The sequence below is a fragment of the Thalassospira sp. TSL5-1 genome, assembly GCF_001907695.1.
Classification (GTDB): domain Bacteria; phylum Pseudomonadota; class Alphaproteobacteria; order Rhodospirillales; family Thalassospiraceae; genus Thalassospira.
On the sequence record NZ_KV880638.1, the window covers coordinates 147,509 to 168,625 of the forward strand.

The following is a 21,117-nucleotide window of genomic DNA, read 5'->3' on the forward strand; positions in this document are numbered from 1 at the left end:
ATGCTGAAAACCCGTGTAATACCCTGCCTGGATGTCAAGGATGGCCGCGTGGTCAAAGGGGTGAATTTCGTTGATCTGATCGATGCGGGCGACCCGGTGGAACAGGCCCGCATCTATGATGCCGAAGGGGCGGACGAGCTTTGCTTCCTGGATATCACCGCATCGAGCGATAACCGCGACACCATTTTTGATGTGGTGGCCCGCACCGCCGAAGCCTGCTTTATGCCCGTTACGGTGGGCGGGGGTGTGCGCACCCTTGAAGATATTCGCAAATTGCTGCTGGCCGGGGCGGACAAGGTCTCGATCAATACGGCCGCGGTCAAAAACCCGGACTTCGTGCGCGAGGCTGCGCGCAAATTTGGCTCGCAATGTATTGTCGTTTCCATCGATGCCAAATCAACCGGGCCCGACAAATTCGAGATTTTTACCCATGGCGGTCGTAACGAAACCGGAATAGATGCCGTTTCTTTTGCGAAACAAATGACCGAATATGGTGCCGGTGAATTGCTTGTGACCTCGATGGACCGTGATGGCACCAAGTCGGGCTTTAACATTCCGCTAACCCGCACCATTGCCGATGCCGTGTCGGTTCCGGTCATCGCATCGGGCGGGGTAGGGACACTTGACCATATGGTTCAAGGGGTTACGGAGGGTCACGCCTCCGCCGTGCTAGCAGCATCGATCTTCCATTTTGGCACCTATCGCATTCGCGATGTCAAAAATCACATGAAAGCAGCGGGCATTCCGGTGCGCGACGCATAACATTTCGGAAATAGAACGTTTCTCTGGATATTGTGATTCAGCCACGCTTTGCCAAGGGCCAAAACAAAAAGCAGGACGGAAAAAATGACCACAGCACTGAATGGCGACATTCTGGACCGTTTGTATGAAACCGTGGCCGCCCGCAAAGGTGCCGACCCCGAAGAAAGCTATACCGCCAAGCTGTTTAGCAAGGGGACGCGCAAAATCGCCCAGAAAGTGGGCGAAGAAGGGGTTGAAACCGTGATTGCCGCCCTGGCCGAAGGCCCGGAAAACGTGGCCTCCGAAAGTGCCGATCTTTTGTATCATCTGATGGTGCTGTGGGCTGATCAGGGGGTGAAACCCGATGACGTCTGGAACATCCTTGCCAAACGCGAGGGCATTTCCGGTATTGCCGAAAAGGCATCGCGTAGCGAATAATCCGGGTCATATCCCGTCTGTTTCAGGAGAGTTCCAATGGCCGTAAAACCGTATGATCCCGAAAACATCTTTGCCAAAATTCTGCGCGGAGAGATTCCGTGTAACAAGATTTTTGAAGATGACCATGTGCTGGCCTTCCACGACATTGCACCGCAGGCACCGACCCATATTCTGGTGATTCCCAAGGGGGCTTATACCTCCTATGACGATTTTGCCCAAAATGCGTCGGATGCGGAAATTATCGCCTATACAAGGGCGATTGGCAAAATCTCCGCCGCTGCCGGTGTTGTCGAGGATGGCTATCGCCTGATCGCCAATACCCGCGAACACGGCCGCCAGGATGTGCCGCATCTTCATGTTCATATCATTGGCGGTAAAAAACTGGGTCTGATGCTGCCCAAGGCTTGATCCACTTTTTCGCCCGATCCGGGCAGATGCCTCTATAGCCCGATCAAATGGCATGTCCCTGATGAAAATCACACATGCCATTTTGATATCGAAATAAAATCGCGCTCTTACCGCCTTTTGTCACCAATCGCTCAGGCAATCACCTGTCCCTATCTGTGGCAATAAGGCCCGTATCCACAGCCTGTTTGCTTCCATCACATCCCCAAAACCGCCCATCCAGCCAATGAAAGCCCGTTATGGTGCCAAAGCCAGAGCTCCCAGCCCATCGCATTTTTAACAGCCTGCAAGGGGATTGGACCCTTGAGCGCGGCATGGGAGATATGGGTCACTTCGCAGGCACAGCACGGTTTTTTAGTGCCACCGATAGTGCCGCAAACAGCCTGCGCTATCGCGAAGAAGGAGTTTTGCACCGTTTTGACGGGCAAAAATTCGAGGGCTACCGGGAATATGATTTTGTGCTGCACGACGATGCCATCGAATTGCTGTTTCGCGACCCGGTCGGTTTTGGCAATCGCTATGTGCTGCTGAATTTCAGCCAAACAACCCAGCCCGATGGAAATACCCCGGAAAACGGCCTTTTTGTCCAGGATCATCACCCGTGCGGCGATGACATCTATCATCATCGCATGTTCTGGCAGGACACCAATCATTTTGAAACCAGAATTAAAGTCACCGGTCCCAACAAGGATTATGAATTACACAGCCTCTATCAGCGCCAGACCACACAGAATTAAACCACGTTCAGCAAAGTCCTGTGTTTGCTTAACAGAGGAAACAGGGCAGGGCCGATTTCAGGCTTTGTCGCTGTGATCATTCTGATTTACAGTCACAAGCAAATATCCTTCATTTTCCGGACAGTAACGTCATGAATATCCCGCCTTTTCATCTCGCCTTTCCGATCAAATCCATTGCTGACACACGCGCGTTCTATATTGGCATCCTTGGATGCGAGGAGGGGCGCTCGACCGAAAACTGGATCGATTTTGACTTTTTCGGCCATCAGCTTTCGGCCCATGTCCGCCCCGAGGCCGGGCAAAATGCCGGTAGTGGCACTGTTGATGGCGATGCCGTGCCGATCCCGCATTTTGGCGCGGTGCTGGAATGGCAACAATGGCATGACCTGGCGGACCGCCTGAAAAATGCCGGTGTTACTTTCCTGCTGGAACCGAAAATCCGCTTTATGGGGGAACCAGGCGAGCAGGGTACGTTCTTTGTCACCGATCCGGCGGGGAATGGCCTGGAATTTAAAACCTTCCGCGACCCGGCAATGATTTTTGCCCACTAATACCGTATTTCCCGACGGCAAATATGCGCAGCCGGGGAACGCTGTGCACCCCTTTGCGTTATAGAAACACAGCCCAACAAACAAAATAGGGTCCATACCCTGAACCAAAAAAGGAGAGCAGCCATGTCTGCGTCTGCGCCACGCAAAATTCTTATCGCCTCGCAGGGCGACGAAACCCGCTGGAAAGAGGCGATGACGACCCGGCTGCCCGACGCCACCATCTATACCCAGGACGAGGATTATAACCCCGCCGAGATCGACTATGCCCTGTTGTGGAAACAGCCCCAGGGCATGATCAAAAATCTGGAAAATGTCCGCGCGATTTTCTCGCTCGGTGCCGGGGTCGAACATGTGCTTTCTGCGCCATCACTGCCTGCAAATGTGCCGATTATTCGCCTGGAAGACGCGGGCATGGCCCAGCAAATGATCGAATATCACATCTATGCCACCCTGCATTTCATGCGCGATTTTGACCATTACCTGCGTCATGAAAAAGAAGGTGACTGGCACCCGCATGATGTGGCCGAAATCAGCGACTTTCGTGTGGGCATTATGGGCCTGGGTGCCCTGGGGGCGGCTGTCGCCACCAGCCTGTCAAACCTTGGCTTTCATGTTTCCGGCTGGAGCCGCCGCATGAAAGCGATTGAAAATGTCGCCACCTTTGCCGGGGATGAAACCCTGGACGAGTTTTTGGGCCAAAGCGATATTCTGATTTGCCTTCTGCCCCGCACCCGCAAGACCGAAGGCCTGCTTGACAGTGCGCGCCTGTCCAAATTGCCGGCCAATGCGGCGATTATTAACGCATCACGCGGCACCGCCATTGTCGAAGAGGACCTGTTGCGCTTGGTCGATACCGGCCATTTACGCGGGGCATTTCTGGATGTGGCCCGCAACGAACCGCTGCCAAAAGGCCATCCTTTCTGGAATCATCCGAAAATAAGATTAACCCCGCATATTGCCGCCGCTACCCGCATCGGCCCGGCAGTGGACCAGATTGCCGATAATATTGACCGCCTTGAAAAAGGTGAAACACCCGCCGGTCTGGTGGATCGTGATATTGGCTATTAAAGCCGCTTTTGACTGAAATCACGGCAGAATTCACACCATAATTAACGGTCAAATTCCCTGCCAGGAACTTTATGGCAGGGAATTTTGTGCAGGCTGCCAAAACCAAACGTGCGATAAACGCTCAACCCGTTTTCCCGTTTTGGAGATTGCCCATGACCGACCTGATGTTTCGCTACGCCACCCGATCGGACCTGCCTGCCATCGTGGCCCTGCTGGCCGATGACGAAAAAGGCAAAACCCGTGAACAGCTAACGGACCCGCTGCCCGAATGCTATTACCGCGCCTTTGACCATATGGAATCGGTCAGCAGCGACACCCTGCCCAATAAATATCTGCTTGCCATTTGTGATGCGGAAATTGTCGGATGCCTGCAACTAACCCTGATTCCCGGCCTCTCACGTCAGGGCCGTTTAAGGGCACAGATCGAGGGGGTACGGGTATCCTCACATCATCGCGGCAAAAAAATCGGTGAAGCACTGATCCTGCGGGCAATTGATATCTCGCGCGATCTTGGGGCCAGCCTGGTACAATTTACCACCGATAAAAGCCGCAAGGATGCCCACCGCTTTTATGAAAGGCTGGGTTTTGTCGCCAGCCACGAAGGCATGAAACGCGACATCTGATCCGAAAATGGCAAAATTCCCCGCAAAAATAACCTGAAAAATCAGTTGAAAAGGCGAAGTATGGCTTCGCCTGACGTCCGTTTTTTTGACTCACCCGACAAGTGAATGTCACATTTAAACGTCACACTGTGTTTCAAAGCGCGTCAGGAGCATTCACGAACAATCGGGAACACACGGCACGCTACAACGTTAAAAACACACAATAACCAGCCGAGGAGAGCGTTATGAACCTGTCAGAGCTACAGGATAATGCCGTAAAACACGGTTTCACCCATAATTTTGTCTGTACCGAACAGGGCGTACAGCGCGATGGGGACGGCCCGGTTTACCCGGTCAAGGATTTGCGGATTGTTCACAGCAGAAGTGTGGATACCGGAACCGACCCCGGTGACGACGCCACGATTTACATGATCGAAGCCAAAGACGGTACCAAAGGCACCCTGATTGTCCCGGCAAGTTTTTATGCCGATGCAAGCAAGGCAAAAATCATCGATCAATTGCTAAACCGGCACTAGGCTGAAAACCATGATCGACTGCACGATGACATCGGGAAAAATCGGGCAATGACGTCAGCAAAAATTGGCAAAATTGCCGCAAAATCACCACCTTCTGGCGACCATATAAGAGCGCCTGACAACAAACGCCAAGCGGTTCCCGCCGCTTCCGGAAGGATGGAAAACCCAATGTCCGATCTTTTGCCGTTTTTACGCGCCTGGGTCGCTGATCCCAGACGTGTTGCCGCCATCAGCCCCTCCGGGCCCGCCCTGACCGAACTTATGACCCGCGAGGTCAACCCTGAAAATGGCCCGGTTCTGGAACTTGGCCCGGGGACCGGTGTTTTTACCCGTGGCCTTCTGGCGCGCGGCCTTGATCAGCGCGAGCTGACACTGATCGAAGCAGGGCAGGATTTTGCCCAAACCCTTGCCAATCGTTTCCCGCAGGCGCGTGTTGTGTGCATGGATGCCACCCGGCTGGGCAAAGCCAACCTTTACCCCGAACAGAATCTGGGTACGGTCATCAGTGGTTTGCCGCTGCTATCGATGAATCCGCGTCAGGTGATGGGGGTTCTGGATGGGTCATTTCGTTATTTGCGGCACGGCGGATGTTTTTATCAATTCACCTACAGCCCGCGCTGCCCGGTCCATGCCAGCATTCTAAGCCGCCTGGGCCTGAAAGCGGCACGGGTTGGTCATACCATGCGCAATGTTCCGCCGTCGGGTGTTTACCGGTTTTCCCGCCTTAAAGATGACGAAACCTGGTTTGGCTGATTTCTGTGCCAAAACACATTCCCCACAATGCGACATCACCGATCCTTTCGCCCGCCATCCTGACAAGCCTCTTCCCCTCCTGACCTGACCCCTTTGTTATTTCATTCCCGTCTGTCGACATATCGGTTCATCTTTATCCGCGACGATAGACCATCTGTCGGTACATCAGGGCTTCGGCAATGTGTGTCCGCCGAACAATATCGATTTCGGCAAGGTCCGCAATCGTGCGCGCCACCCGTAAAATGCGGTGATAGCCCCGGGCAGAAAGCCGCAAACGTTTTGTTGCATCCTGAAGCAGGCCACGGCCTTCGTCATCGGGGGTGGCATGGCGTGTCAAAAGGTCACCATCGGCCATTGCGTTGCAACTGACCCGGCGATCATCGCGGTAACGATGCTGCTGGCGGGCACGGGCCGCAAGCACGCGGCTGCGCACAATGGCCGTGGTTTCGCCAGTAGCCGGGGCATCCAGTTCCTCGGCCGTAACAGCGGGAACCTCGATCTGAATATCAAAACGGTCAATCAGCGGGCCGGAAAGACGGTTTTGATAATCCTCGCCACAGCGCGGGGCGCGGCTGCACGCCATGTTCTCATCGCCCAGATAGCCGCACCGACACGGATTCATCGCCGCCACCAATTGTACCCGCGCCGGATAGGTCACATGGGCATTGGCGCGTGCCACCGATACCTGCCCGGTTTCCAGCGGCTGGCGCAGCGCATCAAGCACATTGCGCTGAAATTCCGGTAACTCATCCAAAAACAATACCCCGTGATGGGCCAGGGAAATTTCGCCAGGCCGCACCCTATGCCCACCGCCCACCAGGGCGGGCATACTGGCCGAATGGTGCGGGGTGCGGTAGGGCCGCCTTCGTACCAGCCCACCTTCGGGCAACATCCCCGACACCGAATGGATCACGGTGCTTTCCAGAGCCTCGGTCGCGGACAGATCCGGCAACAGGCCAGGCAGGCGTGCTGCCAGCATCGATTTGCCGGACCCGGGTGGCCCGTTCATCAATAAATTATGTCCACCCGCCGCCGCAATTTCCAGCGCCCGTTTGGCACTTTCCTGGCCCTTGATGTCACGCAGATCAGGCTGGTCTTCCAAAAACACGGGAGCTGTAACGGCGACCGGCCAGGGTAAAATCTGGCTGCCTTTAAAATGATTGATCAGGGAAATCAGGCTGGGGGCGGCGAGAATATCAAGCTCGCCCGCCCACAGGGCTTCGCTACCATTGCGTTTGGGGCAAATAATGCCGCAATCACGCCCCGCTGCCTCCATTGCCGCAGGTAAAACACCACCCACCGGCGAAATGGAGCCATCCAGCCCCAATTCCCCCAAAACCACCCAGGAAGAAACGTCTTCCAGGCTGATCACATCCATCACGGCCAACAGGCCCAGGGCAATCGGCAGGTCAAAATGCGAGCCTTCCTTTTGCAAATCGGCCGGAGCAAGATTGATGGTGATGCGTTTGGGCGGCAATGAAAGCCCCATTGCCGAAAGGGCGGAACGCACCCGTTCGCGGGCTTCGGACACCGCCTTGTCGGGCAGGCCGACAATGGTAAAGGCGGGCAGGCCGCTGGCCATTTGAACCTGAACATCCACCGCAATGGTATCAATGCCGGCAAAGGCCACGGTTGTTACATGTGCGGTCATGATGCTGCCTGTTTAATCCCCCAAGAATCCTACTTTGGCGGCAAAAACGGCAACAGGCAACCGGGACGTGCAATTTTGAAATAGTTTACAAGGAAAACCGGCTTCAACGGTAAACCTCACATCACATCAGAATATACCTGATATATCTATATCGATGATTTCCTGCACCTTTGATAAATAAAATTGCAAATCAGGATTAAATCAAAAATCCTGATTACGAATTTTTATCACCTTCTACGTTTTCATCGTCATCATCGATGGCAGCATCATCTTCCAATGCGGCATCCGCCGCCTGGTCTTCTGGCTGCGGCTGCAAAAACTCCTTGCGGCACGGCACGGCTTTTCCCTCAACCACGGTCCAGCCGAAATTGCGCATTTTGCCAAAGCTGGCCCGTTTCATGGTAATGCCGCTGGCCTTGTGCATCCGCACTTCGTCGGGGTTTTCACCCTTGATCCGTTTTGCCTTCGCCCAGGCGCGTTCACGAACAGCGCGGGAAATCTTCTCAGTCATTTGATCGCAATCCAATCATTGGGGGTGGCAAGGTTCCGGCCCTCTGTATAACCGATTTTGGCAATATCACAACGCGCGCCGTCAAATTTCCAAATCCGGGCCCAGACCGGTCTTTTCAAGCCGCCAGTTGGCCCGCCAGCGTGATTTTTGCCGGGTGATCAGCAAATAATTGCGTTCCGCCACATAAACACTGTTCTGACCGGGCAGGGGACGTAACCGTGTCGGGCGGCCCGGCAGCGGATTTTCGCCCAGCCAGGCCAAAAAACCAAGGCAGCGGGCAAAAAGAGCCGGTGGCGCCTGATGGGCAATGCCCGATGCCACCAATTGATGAATGACCCGCGATCGGATTTCAAAAATCCCCCGCGTTGCCAAATGAATTTCTCCCGAAAGCAGGGTGATGTCGTGATTTTCTTCATTCGCGACTGCTTCGAGCAATTCGAGAAACCGGCACCATTCCCGCCGATGGGCCCGGCTTTGCCATTGGTCACGCAGGTCATCCTCGTATTTCTGGGCTTGCGGGATAATGCGCAAAGCCGCCTCGACCACCGACAGGCGCGGACCAATTACCGGCACACTCGACATCAGCAAAATGCGGTTGCCATCGGGCACATGGGCCAGCATTTTTTCCGTGATCTGCCAGCCCGTTTCGCCCATCAGGGCATCGCGACACCGTTCGGACCGCAAATCTGGCGCAATCACGGTAAAACCGGGATAATCATAGCGCCAGCCAAAGGAACGGGCCGTACGATCATACAGGCCATCGGGCATGTCCGTGCCATCAGGTGCGATACATAACTGCATCAGCATGAAGGCATAACGGGCCGCCTGAAACAGGCCGCGCGGCACATCCATTTGCTGAAACCCGCCCGGATGGCTGCCCCAGCCATCAAAAATATCGTGATCATCCCACATCATCAAAGACGGCACCCGCGCCATCAGATAGGCAATCTGGGGCAGGGAATAGATGGTCAGATAATGATCGAGATAAAATTTCAAAGCAGCATCGGCCATTGCCTCGGTAAAAACAGCAGCCCGCTTTTCCCGGTTCGAGGCGTGTTGAAAGGCCGCAATATCGGGGTGGCAGTGCCAGACCTTGTCGGCATAAATCTGGTCTCCGCCATGCAGCAGCAGGGAGATCGGCTGCGCATCATGACGGTCACACAAATCCGCCCACAGGGCATTGCGATCCTCAATCGGGCGGTCAAGATCGCCGTCTTCCTGACCATTGCAGGACACAAACGCCAGGCGAACATCATCATCCAGATCGGTACAAACCGGGAAGTGACAGCCCTCAAGCGTGTACCAGGCCCCGGCCTGTTGGGGCAGGCCAAAATCATAGCGCCAGTAAATCCGGCCAAATTTTTCCGCCAGCTTTAACGGCCGAACCACCCCGTTGCCCATTGGCGCCAAAAGCGGGGCTGAAACATCGTTGCCCGTCACAAGAAGGGCGGAAATTCGCGCTGTTCCGGCATGGCACCCGCGACCAAACAAAAAAGGCCCTGCCAGCCAGGAACCAGAAGTTTCGTCACGTGCTTCGTTCATATTGCCGCCTTTTACCGATTTTGCCACGACCCGGAACAAATGATACGCTCGGGAACCATGACAGGTTCCGTAAAAACAGAAAACCTGCCGGGCCGCTATGACATTATCGTGGCAAAGATCGATAATCCCCTTGCCCTGCAAACAAAAAACCCCTTTGACCATCCCGTAACGGCCAAAGGGGTCAATACAACAGACAAAATGTCGATCAGAGCCCGTTAGGACAGGCGCGTTTCAATGGCATCCCAAATCAGGCCTTCCAGTTTGGAACCATCAAACCGGTTGATTTCCTGAAGACCGGTAGGTGATGTCACATTGATTTCGGTCAGATAATCGCCAATCACATCAATGCCGACAAAAATCAGATCGCGCTTTTTAAGCTCCGGCCCGATCCGTTCACAAATTTCATTTTCGCGATCGGTCAGCATCGATTTTTCGGCAACGCCACCAACGTGCATGTTGGAGCGTGCTTCGCCATCTGCCGGTACACGGTTAATCGCCCCTACCGGTTTGCCATCGACCAGAATGATGCGTTTATCACCCTTGCGCACGGCAGGCACATAGGCCTGCACCATCAGCGGTTCGCGTGATTGGGCGGCAAACAGTTCAACAAGCGAGGCGATATTTTCATCATCGGGCTTGATATGAAACACGCCTGCGCCGCCATTGCCAAATAACGGCTTTATGATCAGATCTTTGTGCTGCTTGCGAAAATCACGAATCCGCTCAAGCGAACGGGTGATCATGGTAGGCGGCATCAGGTCGGGAAATTCGGTGACAAACAGCTTTTCCGGCGCATTCCGAACATGACCGGGGTGATTGACCACGAAGGTTTCCGGGTGAATCGCCTCAAGCAAGTGGGTTGCCGTGATATAGTTCATGTCAAACGGCGGGTCCTGGCGCATCAGGATCACGTCGGTTTCACGGGCCAGATCAATGATCCTGGCCTCACCCAAATCATAATGATTGCCTGCTTCATTGCGCAGAACCAGCGGGCGCACTTTTGCCTTTACGCGACCCTGGTCGTAAAACATGTCGTCGGGATGATAGTGATAAAGCTGATAACCACGCTCAAGTGCTTCAAGACCCATTACAAAGGTTGAATCACCCTTGATATTGATATGTTCGACCGGGTCCATCTGGATGGCGACAATACGGCTCATCTTCCGGGTATCTCCTTGTCGCGGCGGCCAATTCTGGCAACATTCCGCCAATTGTGATCATTTGCAGGCATTACTTGACCAGGCTGGCCTTGAACGCCAAATGATGCGATATGATTACTGAAATAACTATCACCTGCCGCTGGCCTTTCGCAATTGTCATTGCATCAAGCGGTTCTGACAAACAGGCTACTTAAATGGGTTTAAATTTGCGCTTCGCCACGACTGCCAAAAAAATTGCATCTGCGGTTCGTCCGCTTGCTTTAACAGCCCTGTTGGCCGGAACCGCCATTACCGGTTTGCCTTTTGTCGGCACTGGCATGTTTGCACCGGCAAGTGCCCAGGCTGACGAGGCCATAAAACTGACAAGCGAACAGCAAAAAGACGTTTCCCGGATCGAAGATTACATGAACGGGATCACGACGCTAAAGGCCGACTTTGTCCAGATCTCGTCGGATGGCGGGGCGGCCAAGGGCGAAGTTTACATGCAGCGACCGGGCAAGATGCGCTTTGAATATGCGCCGCCCTCGCAAATCCTGCTGGTCGCGACCGGGCATGATTTCATCTATTACGACAAGGAAATCAACGCCCCGACCTATTTCAACATTGATGAAACCCCGGCAGGGCTGATTCTGGCCGACAAGGTTTCTTTGAGCCGCGATGTCCAGATCATCGATTTCCGCCGCACGGCCGAAACCATTCGCATCAAGCTGATCCGCAAATCCGACCCGGGGGCAGGCAATGTGACCCTGGTTTTCCAGGATAACCCTTTGCAATTGCGCCAATGGGTTGTCGAGGATGCCACCGGCATTGAAACCACGGTAACGCTTTATAATACCCAGGAAGGCATGAAACTGGACCCCGAACTGTTTAAATTCAAACGGATCTGGGTTGGTCGGGGAAATTAACGCATTTTACCTGCTAATACGCGTTAAATTAATGGCCACCATTTCTACCTCTGCCACTGGCATTTTGCCTGTCGGGTTCCCATATACAGGAATGTCACAAGGCTTCCCGATTTAGGGAAGGCCTCTGGTGAGGAAATGGTTTCCCCTGCCTTTCCTCACGCTCCTGACTGTATGGAGCTCTGGCGTTCGGTTACCCCCCTGACCGGACGCCTTTTTTGTACGAGTTTCCGATTTAACATTCGACGGCATCAAAGGATCTTTTTCGCGGCAAAATCGGCCCGAAAATAACGATCATTTGCATCTTTTCGAGGTTATTGGCAAAAGAGGGTACCAATTTCACCGGCTGTTAATTTTCATTCCCTATCACGTTAGAGCGTGATGAAAATTTCCCGCCTTCATGCCTGCCAAACAGGCAAATTTGGTATCTTCGACCGATTGCACGAAAACAGGACCCGACACGAAAAAATGATCAATGATTTCATGAAATCCCTGGCCCAGTTTTCCGATCCCCGATTTCGCCGGGTACTCCTGATCGGGGTTGGCGGTGCGATTATCACCATTGTGGCCTTATGGGCAGCAATCGGCTTTGCCCTCAATTCGATTGATTTTTTCACCAATGGCGGCTGGCTGGAAACAGCTGTTGACTGGCTTTTGGGTGTTGGCCTGGCGGTTCTGGTTTTGCTGTTATTTCCGTCTGTCACGGTTTTGATCAGCAGCCTGCTGTTGGACCAGGTTGCCGAGGCGGTTGAGGAAAAACATTATCCGAATCTGCCGCAGCCCCGGCCACAGCCTATTGTCGAGGCGCTGGTCAGCGGTCTCAAATTTGCGCTGACGGCATTGTTGCTCAATATTCTGATTTTGCCGCTGCTCATTACCGGCCCGTTTTATGTTATCGCCTTTTACGGCATGAACGGTTATTTGCTCTCGCGCGAGTATTTTGAACTGGTCGCCGCTCGCCGCTATGATATTCCCACCATGACTGCCTTTCGCAAACGCCGTCAGATGAAATTATGGATTGCCGGAGTTGGCCTGACCTTCCTGATGACCATTCCGATTGTCAATCTGGTGGCACCCATCCTCGCAACGGCCTTCATGGTACATTACTGCATCCGTCTTGGCGCCTTCCAGCCCGGTGCTGCGGCCGCCTGACAGCTGCACAACAGCCTTTAATATATAACACCCTCCATCATGGCGCTGCCTCTCGCCAGAAACTGCAAGACAAGGATTGGTCAATCCCATGTTCGGTAAGAAAAAAGCCAACAAAACAGTCGACAGCAGACCCGCTTCGTCGGATACATCTTTGAAACCGGAAGCGACCGGCGCAAAGAATGATACTTCGATTGCCCGGCCTGAGGTAACATCGGCATCATCACCGGCAGAAAAACCGGAAAATACATCTGAAAAACGCAGCGAGCCGCGCCTGTTTACCCAGACGCGTACCAAGGATGAACCCGCAATGTCCAGCAAACCGCATTCTACCAATTTCCGCCCGGAAATCCCGAAACGTCCGTTGGAAATTCCGACCCGCGGCAGTGCTAACCGTCCCAGCAATCCGGTTTCCAACAATGACGGCAAAAAGCTGACGGTCGGGCGCGACATCCGCCTGTCCGGTGAAATCGGCTCGTGCGATATTCTGGTGGTTGAAGGCCATGTCGAAGCCCAGATCAATGATTGCCAGCGCATTGAAATTTGCGATGGCGGCACCTTTGTCGGCACGGTCACGGTTGATGAAGCCGAAATCAGCGGAACCTTCCAGGGCGAATTGAATGCCCACCGTGTTTCGATTACGGGAACCGCGGAAATCCAGGGTTCGATCAATTATGGCAGCCTGCAGGTTGCCAGTGGCGCACGCATCAAGGGCAGCCTTGATTATGTTGAAGGCAACGATGACCCGGCACATCGCCAGGCACCGTCTGCCGCCATCACCATTCCACGTAAAAGTGACGATTCCTGATCCGTGGTTGCGCCAGTTCTTGTAAAAATCCTGCCTGACATTTCCGGGAAGCTGCCTGTCAGTTCCCGGAAAAGGTTTTGTGCCGTTTTGTCTGTTCTTGGTCTGTCCGTTTTGCTGGCGGCCTGTGCCGGCAATGCCGTTGCGCCCGGAGCAACCAACAACACTTATGGCAATAAAACCCTGAACGGAGCATCCTATAGTGATGCAATGACACCGGATCATCAGGGGCCTGCCAAAGATGTCACGGTAGAAAAAGCCAATAACCAGGCTGCTGCGCTGGCATCGCGCAAGCCACCGATTAAACCGGCCAGGCCGAAAAAAACCGCCGCCATTCCCTTCGTCCAGATCAAGGCCGCTTCGCTTGCCAATCTTGATGGCAAAAAGGTCGAGGCCAAACTGGGCAAACCGGAAATGCAGCGTGGTGAAGGGGCGGCACGCGTGTGGCAATATCGCTCTGACCGGTGCGCACTGGATGTTTTCTTTTATCCGCAAGGCAACAGCAAAAAGCCGGTTCTGGTGCATATGCTGGCCCGGTTGCGCAATGGCGACGGCAAAATTGACCTGCAGGAATGCCTCGATGAGATCGTAAAATCCCGGGGACCGCACCAAGGGTGAAATTTGGGCCGGAAAATACATCCGCCAATCGTGAAAAAGCTGTGATTCCTTGGTCGAATCTTTACCTTTCACCGCCACATTGGTCGGTAATGATTTAACCGGTTTATAATGTGATAAAAATGGCCCCGGCAAAACCGCCCCAGTGGCGCGGATTTCCATTTTAATCGCAATGTACGCCTGTTGGCCTTATGCCAACACCAAGATCCTGATAACCACAGATTAGTTACGCGGATACAATGGAAAAAGCAGTACATCGTCTCGTCAAAAGCACCGTTATTGGCGCCATCGCCATGATGGTCTCCGTGACCAGCAGCAGTTCGGCCTTTGCGCAGAATTCCCCGGAATTGATCGACGTTTACAACAAGTGGGAAGCCTATACCTATACGGAAAAGGGCAAAAAAGTCTGTTACATGGGCAGCCAGCCAACATCGGCCAAAGGCGACTATACCAAGCGTGGCAAGATTTATGTGATGGTCACGCATCGCCCCGCCCTGAAACTGTTTAACGAAGTCAGTTTCATCACCGGCTATACCTATAAGAAAAACAGCGAAGTCGATGTGCGCGTCGATTCGAATCGTTTTAAACTGTTTACCTATGATGATTCAGCCTGGGCTGTTAACAGCGAAGAAGACCGCAAACTGGTCAAGGCCATGAAAGCCGGCATGAAAATGACCGTGGTGGGCTATTCATCGCGTGATACCAAAACAACCGATACTTATTCTCTTTCCGGTTTCACCGATGCCTATAACGCCATTTCAAAGGCTTGTAACGCAAAGTCCGTGGATTAAAACCGGATATGGCTTGCGACCTGCCAGGTCATTAATGATGGCAAAGGCCCGAAACGGGCTGGCCCTGTTTGAGCCTGATGGCTGCAATGTGAAATTTATCGTTTATAAATGATCGTCGCTCCGCTATATGCGGGGCGACTGTTTTTTGGAATTGGCATTGATCATGTGAATTGCGTGTCTTTGATCCGTTCATAACATTAAATTTTCCGCCGAATTTGCGATGGCATTTGCATTGGCAACGGCCATGCCCATATGAGGCAGCACGCAAATATGTTATGTGTGGCCTCCTTGGCGACCCGCAAAACCAGGCCAAAGCACCACAGCACCCCTTGCAAGACAAGAGAGAGACCGGAATGACCGACAGCGATGTCTTACACACCGCCAATAGCGATATGGCCCCGTCGCATCAGAATTCTGATGCGTCAAAGCCCGGTCTGGCCGATTTTGTTGCCCGTGCCAAAGGCGGATTAACCGCCGATGGCCGCAAGGACCTGATTGGCATGACCCGCGAGGAACTGACAGAAGTTCTTTCCGGGATGGGTGAAAGCAAGTTTCGCGTCAAACAGCTTTGGAACTGGATGTATAACCGCGGTGTCACCAGCATTGATGGCATGACCAATATTTCGGTCAAACTGCGCGAACGCTTAAGCCAGGATTATGTCATCGGTCGCCCCGTCCTGACGGCTGACCAATTGAGCGAGGATGGCACCCATAAATGGCTGATGCGTTTTGGTGATGGTAATGAAGCCGAAGCCGTTTACATCCCGGATCGCCATGAAGAACGCGGTGCGGTATGTGTGTCCTCCCAGGTGGGCTGCACGCTGACCTGCAAGTTCTGCCATACCGGCACCCAGCTTCTGGTGCGCAACCTGACACCGGGCGAAATCATCAGCCAGTTCATGGTGGCGCGCGACAGCTATGGCGAATGGCCGACCCCGGCCAATGGTGTGCGCCGCCTGTCCAACATCGTCATGATGGGCATGGGCGAGCCGCTGTTTAACTATGAAAATGTCCGCGATGCCCTGCGCATTGCCATGGATGGCGAAGGCATTTCGATTTCGCGCCGCCGGATTACCCTGTCAACCTCTGGCGTGGTCCCCGAAATTGTCCGGGCGGGCGAGGATCTGGGTGTTGGTCTGGCAATTTCGCTGCATGCGCCGGAAGATGATCTGCGCAATGAAATCATGCCGATCAACAAGAAATACCCGCTGAAAGAACTGATGGATGCCTGCCGCCATTATCCCGGCATGTCCAATTCGCGCCCCATCACGATGGAATATGTGATGCTGAAAGGTGTCAATGACCAGCCCGAACATGCGCGGGCACTGGCAAAACTGGTGAAGGGTGTTCACTGCAAATTCAACCTGATTCCGTTCAATAAATGGCCGGGATCGGATTATGAATGCACGCCAACATCGGGCATCAAGAAATTTGCCAATACGCTCAATGAATATGGCTATGAAGCACCAATCCGCTGGCCCCGTGGCCGGGATATTCTGGCAGCCTGTGGTCAGTTAAAATCGGAAAGCCAGCGCCAGCGTAAATCACGCGTTTGCAAAGGCGAAACTGCAGCCACCACCAACAGCGACACGGTTGCTGCACAGTAAGCGGTACGGATAGATCAAATATCGAGATACAAAAACCGGACAGGATCGATTTCCTGTCCGGTTTTTTTTGAGCAACGACAATTTAAAGACAAAACGCTTTAACCCCAGCTTGCCTGCAATTTTCGGGGCCGTTCTGCTCCGGTGGGTTCAGCTGATTCAGCAGGGCCCGCCGGGTCAACTTCCATATTCATCACCAAAATACCGCCAAGCCCGCCTTCGGCCAATTTGACCAAGCGATTGCCGGTATTGTTCTGATCAAGACTGGAAAGGTAGTCATTTTTAGCGGCAATATCGATAAAATCGATGGTAAAGGCATGGGTGAACCCTTGATGCAAGCCGTCTTTTTCCAAATTTCGCCCCCCTGAAAACGCCACCATCCCGGGCGTTTTCAGGGCAATTTCTTTAAGTAATGCAAAAACATTATCCCTTTCGGCCAGATCGGCATGATAGGGCACCTGCACCAAAACAATATGACGGATCATGTCTAAAGGTCCGTACCTGGTAACGGGAAAAGCACCTGATAGAATTTTACGTCAACTGTTATCCTGCCGGTTTACCGCCGGGTCATCAATCGAAATACCACGCGGTAACAAAAGATACGTTTGACCCTGCCGGTTCATATGCCCCGCATGCAAAGCCGCCTTTTCACCCGGACCAAAAAAGATATCACCCCGCACCGGCCCGCGAATGGCCCCACCGGTATCCTGGGCAATCATCAGTTGGTGAAAATTACGATCCGCATTCATTGCATCACGGGTTTCAAGCCAGATCGGCACACCCATGGCATGAAAACGCCGGTCAACCGCCAGCGACCGTTCAGTTTCAAGCGGCACCCCCTGTGCCCCGATCGGCCCGGCATCGGGATCGCCGGGTAATTGCCGGAAAAAAACATAGGATGCGTTCATATTCATCACGTCATCGGCCTGATCAGGATTGTCATGCAGCCATTGACGAATGGTTTGAAGCGATACGGTTTTGGGTGTCAGTGCCCCACGTTTGATCAGCTCGCGCCCAATGGCAAAATAGGCCTGGCCGTTGGTAGCTGCATACCCCACCTTTAAAATACTGCCATCATCCAACACCACCCGACCGGAACCCTGAATTTGCAGGAAAAACGCGTCCACCGCATCATCAACCCAGACAAGTTCCAGATCGCGGTCTGCCAGGGCACCCGCCTCGATCTCGCTTCGGTTAAAATAGGGAACCACCTTCTTCCCCGTTAACCGGCCAACTGCCTTTTGCCCTTTCAACTCCTCGCGAAAATCCCCCAGATCAATATCGATCATGTCGTCGGGCTTGAGATAAAGCGGGGTTTGATAGGCATCATGCCGGGTCAGACTACCCTGAAGTTCCGGTTCGTAATAGCCGGTAAAAAGCCCGACAGGGTCGTTATTATTCCCGGCACGATACGGCGTAAAATAGGTTTGAAAATAGGTTCTAAGGTCTTCGCTGCGAATGGTACCGGCATCAATTTCCAGGGCGGTTTCGCAAGTCGGACGCCAGTCTGCCACCGTGCCCATACGCGGGTCAGGGCCGATATTCTTGTCATCAGCACGCCTTAACATGCGCTCACAGGAGCGTTGGAACGCAACCAGGGCAGGCTGCATGTTATCGCTTTGCCAGCCATCCAGGTCGGTAAAACGGGCAGGGGACAGGGTTAAGTGATCCGGCTTTTCAGACGGGGTAATATATTGGGAAATTTGCGGCCAAAAAAACCAAGCTGCACCGCCCGCCGCCAGAAGGACGATAAAGCCGACAAAAATGCCACTCAGCAGGGAAGAAGATTTGTGGGTCAAAAAAGCCGCCATCTAACAGACCGGAACCAAAAAACCATACCGGCACAGTGTCGCCAGAAACGGTTAAAAAACCAAAACCAGATGCAATAAATTTCAGCAAAACCCGGCCGATTACGCACAAAAAAGGCGGATCTGCACATAACAGACCCACCTTTCAATCAAGATCAAACCCTGAAAATTTGAAACCCGCGATCAGCCTTCGTTATCAGGAGTTTCGGTCGCAACAAGCAGCCAGTTCGGATCGGAACTTTCCAGATTGCGTGCAAAGGTCCAAAGATCTTCCGCCTCGATAACCTCGTTTGGATCACCGGAAATAATATCCCCGGCCTGATTGCGCACAATCGAGACTTCTTCGGAGACGAATTTCACCGTGATATAAGCGGTTCGCCCTTCGATATTCGCATCATCAATAACGGCTGATTTAATGCCGACCAGGGTTGTTTCTTCATGCTCGTTACTGGTGGCGCGGGCATCAATCGCGCTGGAAAAATTCTTGTAAACCTCGGGCGAAAGCAGGGAATTGAGCGTATCCTTATCCCCTTTGGCAAAGCTTTCGACAATCATTTCAAAAGCCATGCGCGCGCCATTGAGGAATTCCTGCTGGCTAAAGGAACCATCCGCAAGCTGGATTTGTGTTAAGGCCGGATTGGATACCGAATTATCAGCCGCATTACCCTTATGCGAATCAGGCAAACGGTAAACATTGTCGCTGCCTTGTGCGCCAGAATTATCACGCGGCGACACGCCGTTTGCATCATCCCGGGTGCGACGCCCGTAAATATCGGTTGGACCCTGCTTCTCATTGCCGGTTTTGCGGCCCAGCACACTGCGCAGGCGCAAAATCAAAAAGACAGCAATCAGGGCAAATAGAATAATATCAAAATATTGCAATTCCGGACTCATGCTTTTGGGGTGTCGACGGACGGCAACCGCCATCATACAGCCTGTGTAGGTGAAATGGTATGGCCTTATCTGAATGCAAGGGCAACTATCCAACCAGGAAAAATGTGATCAACTTCACCAGAACATCGATAAACGTGTTAAAACAAGATCAGATTGCTGGCGCGATGCCGCATTTTTGTCCAGTTATGTCGGTATCGCAATAGCTTGACAGCATTTGATACAAAATGTTGCGTTAAAGACAATTCTGTTTGTTTACAAATAGCCAGCGCCAGACGGAGCAATTATGGGCTTTATTCTTTTTGGCATTTTTGTCGTCGTACCGATTATTGAAATCGCTGTTTTTATTCAGGCCGGCGAGTTGATCGGTTTATGGCCGACCATTGCAATTGTCATCTTAACCGCCATTCTTGGCACATCCCTGATGCGGGTTCAGGGCCTGCAAACCCTGGCCCGCGCCCAACAGGAGTTGGACCGTGGCGAAATGCCGATAGGTCCACTTTTTGATGGTGTCTGCATTCTGATTGCCGGGATACTGCTGTTAACGCCAGGCTTTGTCACCGATACAATTGGTTTTCTGCTGCTTATTCCGCCCCTGCGCCGTGCCATTGGCGCCGGTGTTATTCTGAAATTGATGAAATCGGGTAAAATGCGCATGTCATTTGGCGCAAATGCACGTCAGGGCAGGCGTCAACCAGGTGGTAATCCGTTTGGGTCTGGCGGCCCGTCTTCATCTGGTGGACAACATCGCAGTGGAAGCGGTCCGATCATTGATGGCGATTACGAAGATCTTGATCAGCGCAATGGCAATTCTAATGAAAAGTCATCTGAGCCGGATGATCAAAATCGCAACCTGCCGCCCCGTGATTAATACCATCTGGATTACTGGATACCGGTCCGATAGCCAATATCGGACATGCAAAATCCAGCATATCCAGCATACAAGGTCGGGTCACAAACCCGGCCTTTTTTATGTAATCATCAGGTTTAAAAACCATCCCTTTAACCCGGCATGATCATCACAACAGGCAAAAACAGCTTTGCCCGCGCCTTGATCTTGCCCGTCTGTTCCAGACATGCTAGGCCATCAGGCGTTATTTCGTAAGGCCCTTGCGGGCATCGAACCTTTGGTGTCAGAAAAAAGCCGGTTTCGCGACAGGTTCAGAAAGAAAAGGTGAGAAAAGGTCACATGCCAGCATCTCGCCTGACCAGAAGGAGGCGGCTTTTTTCTGACCAATTCCAGGATTTGAGGGAGTTATCTTTTAATGGCTGAAAATACCACCGGTGCAGAAGGCACGGACGCAGCAGCACAACAGCAGGCTGGCAATCCGATTACCATTCATGCCCAGTATATCAAGGATTTGTCATTTGAAAATCCGAATGCGCCGGAAAGCGTTGCCCTGCAACAGCAGCCCAAAATCAACATTGATGTTGATGTGCAGGCCCGGACAACCGAAGACCAGCGCCTGCATGAAGTTGTTCTGAAAATTGATGTTCAGGCAGAAGTGGCCGAAAAAGTTGCCTTCATTGCCGAACTGCAATATGGCGCTGTTGTCACCCTGAATGTGCCCGAGGAACACCGCCTGCCGGTTCTTCTGATCGAAGTTCCGCGTTTGCTGTTCCCCTATGCGCGTAAAATCATCGCCGATCTGACAGCCGATGGCGGTTTCCCGCCGCTAATGATGCACCCGATCGATTTTACCGACCTGTTTCGTAAAAAATACGCGCAAGCCGCTGAAAGCACCCCAGCCGGTAACGCCTGATTTATCGAATTAGATATTTATAAAATATCTTAAAATGAAAAACCCCGCTTTTCACGGCGGGGTTTTTTGTATCTTGGTTGTTCCAATATTCTAA

Annotated in this window: 24 protein-coding genes; 17 read left to right on the forward strand and 7 right to left on the reverse strand. The window is 52.9% G+C overall.

The genetic code is table 11. The features are described from left to right. The 9 genes from hisF to LF95_RS10225 all read left to right on the forward strand — a co-directional run bounded on the left by hisF (position 1) and on the right by LF95_RS10225 (position 5,831). The gene (gene hisF / locus LF95_RS10185; protein ID WP_073955064.1) at positions 1 to 762 is read left to right on the forward strand and encodes an imidazole glycerol phosphate synthase subunit HisF; all 762 of its coding nucleotides are present in this window, start codon (positions 1 to 3) and stop codon (positions 760 to 762) included. A gap of 84 nt (positions 763 to 846) precedes the next feature. Then, the gene (locus LF95_RS10190; protein WP_073955065.1) at positions 847 to 1,179 is read left to right on the forward strand and encodes a phosphoribosyl-ATP diphosphatase; all 333 of its coding nucleotides are present in this window, start codon (positions 847 to 849) and stop codon (positions 1,177 to 1,179) included. A gap of 36 nt (positions 1,180 to 1,215) precedes the next feature. Next, positions 1,216 to 1,587 (forward strand): histidine triad nucleotide-binding protein, encoded by a 372-nt coding sequence (locus LF95_RS10195; RefSeq protein ID WP_073955066.1) that lies wholly within the window; start codon positions 1,216 to 1,218, stop codon positions 1,585 to 1,587. A 236-nt stretch (positions 1,588 to 1,823) separates the two neighbouring features. Continuing rightward, complete coding sequence (locus tag LF95_RS10200) at positions 1,824 to 2,321, forward strand: DUF6314 family protein (RefSeq protein WP_073955067.1); 498 nt, start codon at positions 1,824 to 1,826, stop codon at positions 2,319 to 2,321. Positions 2,322 to 2,452: 131 nt separating this feature from the next. Beyond that, on the forward strand, positions 2,453 to 2,872 hold the full coding sequence (locus tag LF95_RS10205) for a VOC family protein (protein WP_073955068.1): 420 nt from the start codon (positions 2,453 to 2,455) through the stop codon (positions 2,870 to 2,872). A 123-nt stretch (positions 2,873 to 2,995) separates the two neighbouring features. Then, on the forward strand, positions 2,996 to 3,940 hold the full coding sequence (locus tag LF95_RS10210; protein ID WP_083607625.1) for a 2-hydroxyacid dehydrogenase: 945 nt from the start codon (positions 2,996 to 2,998) through the stop codon (positions 3,938 to 3,940). A 152-nt stretch (positions 3,941 to 4,092) separates the two neighbouring features. Then, on the forward strand, positions 4,093 to 4,563 hold the full coding sequence (locus LF95_RS10215) for a GNAT family N-acetyltransferase (protein WP_073956166.1): 471 nt from the start codon (positions 4,093 to 4,095) through the stop codon (positions 4,561 to 4,563). Positions 4,564 to 4,787: 224 nt separating this feature from the next. Beyond that, complete coding sequence (locus LF95_RS10220; RefSeq protein ID WP_073955069.1) at positions 4,788 to 5,078, forward strand: phosphoribosylpyrophosphate synthetase; 291 nt, start codon at positions 4,788 to 4,790, stop codon at positions 5,076 to 5,078. Between the two features lie 168 nt (positions 5,079 to 5,246). Then, complete coding sequence (locus LF95_RS10225) at positions 5,247 to 5,831, forward strand: class I SAM-dependent methyltransferase (protein WP_073956167.1); 585 nt, start codon at positions 5,247 to 5,249, stop codon at positions 5,829 to 5,831. 133 nt (positions 5,832 to 5,964) lie between these two features. Here the strand turns inward: LF95_RS10225 and LF95_RS10230 are convergent, their stop codons facing one another. The 4 genes from LF95_RS10230 to gshB form a co-directional block, all read right to left on the reverse strand. Continuing rightward, the gene (locus LF95_RS10230) at positions 5,965 to 7,482 is read right to left on the reverse strand and encodes a YifB family Mg chelatase-like AAA ATPase (protein ID WP_073955070.1); all 1,518 of its coding nucleotides are present in this window, start codon (positions 7,480 to 7,482) and stop codon (positions 5,965 to 5,967) included. 214 nt (positions 7,483 to 7,696) lie between these two features. After that, positions 7,697 to 7,993 (reverse strand): hypothetical protein, encoded by a 297-nt coding sequence (locus tag LF95_RS10235; protein WP_073955071.1) that lies wholly within the window; start codon positions 7,991 to 7,993, stop codon positions 7,697 to 7,699. Between the two features lie 81 nt (positions 7,994 to 8,074). Further along, complete coding sequence (locus tag LF95_RS10240; protein WP_073956168.1) at positions 8,075 to 9,535, reverse strand: alkaline phosphatase D family protein; 1,461 nt, start codon at positions 9,533 to 9,535, stop codon at positions 8,075 to 8,077. A gap of 215 nt (positions 9,536 to 9,750) precedes the next feature. Beyond that, positions 9,751 to 10,695 carry a glutathione synthase gene (gene gshB, locus LF95_RS10250; protein ID WP_073955073.1) on the reverse strand — a complete coding sequence of 315 codons (945 nt, stop codon included), beginning with the start codon at positions 10,693 to 10,695 and terminating at the stop codon, positions 9,751 to 9,753. Positions 10,696 to 10,889: 194 nt separating this feature from the next. On the opposite strand from gshB, the gene LF95_RS10255 reads away from it, so the two are divergent. The 6 genes from LF95_RS10255 to rlmN all read left to right on the forward strand — a co-directional run bounded on the left by LF95_RS10255 (position 10,890) and on the right by rlmN (position 16,564). Then, on the forward strand, positions 10,890 to 11,600 hold the full coding sequence (locus LF95_RS10255) for a LolA family protein (RefSeq protein WP_073955074.1): 711 nt from the start codon (positions 10,890 to 10,892) through the stop codon (positions 11,598 to 11,600). Positions 11,601 to 12,065: 465 nt separating this feature from the next. Further along, positions 12,066 to 12,749, forward strand: coding sequence for an EI24 domain-containing protein (locus LF95_RS10260; RefSeq protein WP_073956169.1), 684 nt, complete (start codon positions 12,066 to 12,068; stop codon positions 12,747 to 12,749). A gap of 151 nt (positions 12,750 to 12,900) precedes the next feature. After that, on the forward strand, positions 12,901 to 13,554 hold the full coding sequence (locus tag LF95_RS10265; protein ID WP_252509729.1) for a bactofilin family protein: 654 nt from the start codon (positions 12,901 to 12,903) through the stop codon (positions 13,552 to 13,554). 87 nt (positions 13,555 to 13,641) lie between these two features. Beyond that, positions 13,642 to 14,169 (forward strand): hypothetical protein, encoded by a 528-nt coding sequence (locus LF95_RS10270; RefSeq protein WP_143182005.1) that lies wholly within the window; start codon positions 13,642 to 13,644, stop codon positions 14,167 to 14,169. Between the two features lie 236 nt (positions 14,170 to 14,405). Next, positions 14,406 to 14,957 (forward strand): invasion associated locus B family protein, encoded by a 552-nt coding sequence (locus tag LF95_RS10275; RefSeq protein WP_073955077.1) that lies wholly within the window; start codon positions 14,406 to 14,408, stop codon positions 14,955 to 14,957. 353 nt (positions 14,958 to 15,310) lie between these two features. Next, positions 15,311 to 16,564, forward strand: a complete 1,254-nt coding sequence (rlmN, locus tag LF95_RS10280; protein WP_073955078.1) for a dual-specificity RNA methyltransferase RlmN — start codon at positions 15,311 to 15,313, stop codon at positions 16,562 to 16,564. Between the two features lie 98 nt (positions 16,565 to 16,662). Here the strand turns inward: rlmN and LF95_RS10285 are convergent, their stop codons facing one another. The 3 genes from LF95_RS10285 to LF95_RS10295 form a co-directional block, all read right to left on the reverse strand. Then, positions 16,663 to 17,046 (reverse strand): Dabb family protein, encoded by a 384-nt coding sequence (locus tag LF95_RS10285; RefSeq protein ID WP_073955079.1) that lies wholly within the window; start codon positions 17,044 to 17,046, stop codon positions 16,663 to 16,665. A gap of 51 nt (positions 17,047 to 17,097) precedes the next feature. Beyond that, entirely contained in the window at positions 17,098 to 18,360 is a 1,263-nt protein-coding gene (locus LF95_RS10290) for a murein transglycosylase A (protein ID WP_252509730.1), read from the reverse strand. 192 nt (positions 18,361 to 18,552) lie between these two features. Further along, on the reverse strand, positions 18,553 to 19,263 hold the full coding sequence (locus LF95_RS10295) for a Tim44/TimA family putative adaptor protein (protein WP_073956170.1): 711 nt from the start codon (positions 19,261 to 19,263) through the stop codon (positions 18,553 to 18,555). A gap of 283 nt (positions 19,264 to 19,546) precedes the next feature. Here LF95_RS10295 and LF95_RS10300 point away from each other — a divergent pair, with 283 nt between their 5' ends. Together LF95_RS10300 and secB are read left to right on the forward strand one after the other, a co-directional pair. Continuing rightward, a complete protein-coding gene (locus LF95_RS10300) occupies positions 19,547 to 20,131 on the forward strand; it encodes an FxsA family protein (protein ID WP_073955081.1) in 585 nt (194 codons plus the stop codon). A 394-nt stretch (positions 20,132 to 20,525) separates the two neighbouring features. Next, positions 20,526 to 21,023 (forward strand): protein-export chaperone SecB, encoded by a 498-nt coding sequence (secB, locus tag LF95_RS10305; protein ID WP_073955082.1) that lies wholly within the window; start codon positions 20,526 to 20,528, stop codon positions 21,021 to 21,023. Positions 21,024 to 21,117 lie beyond the last annotated feature (94 nt).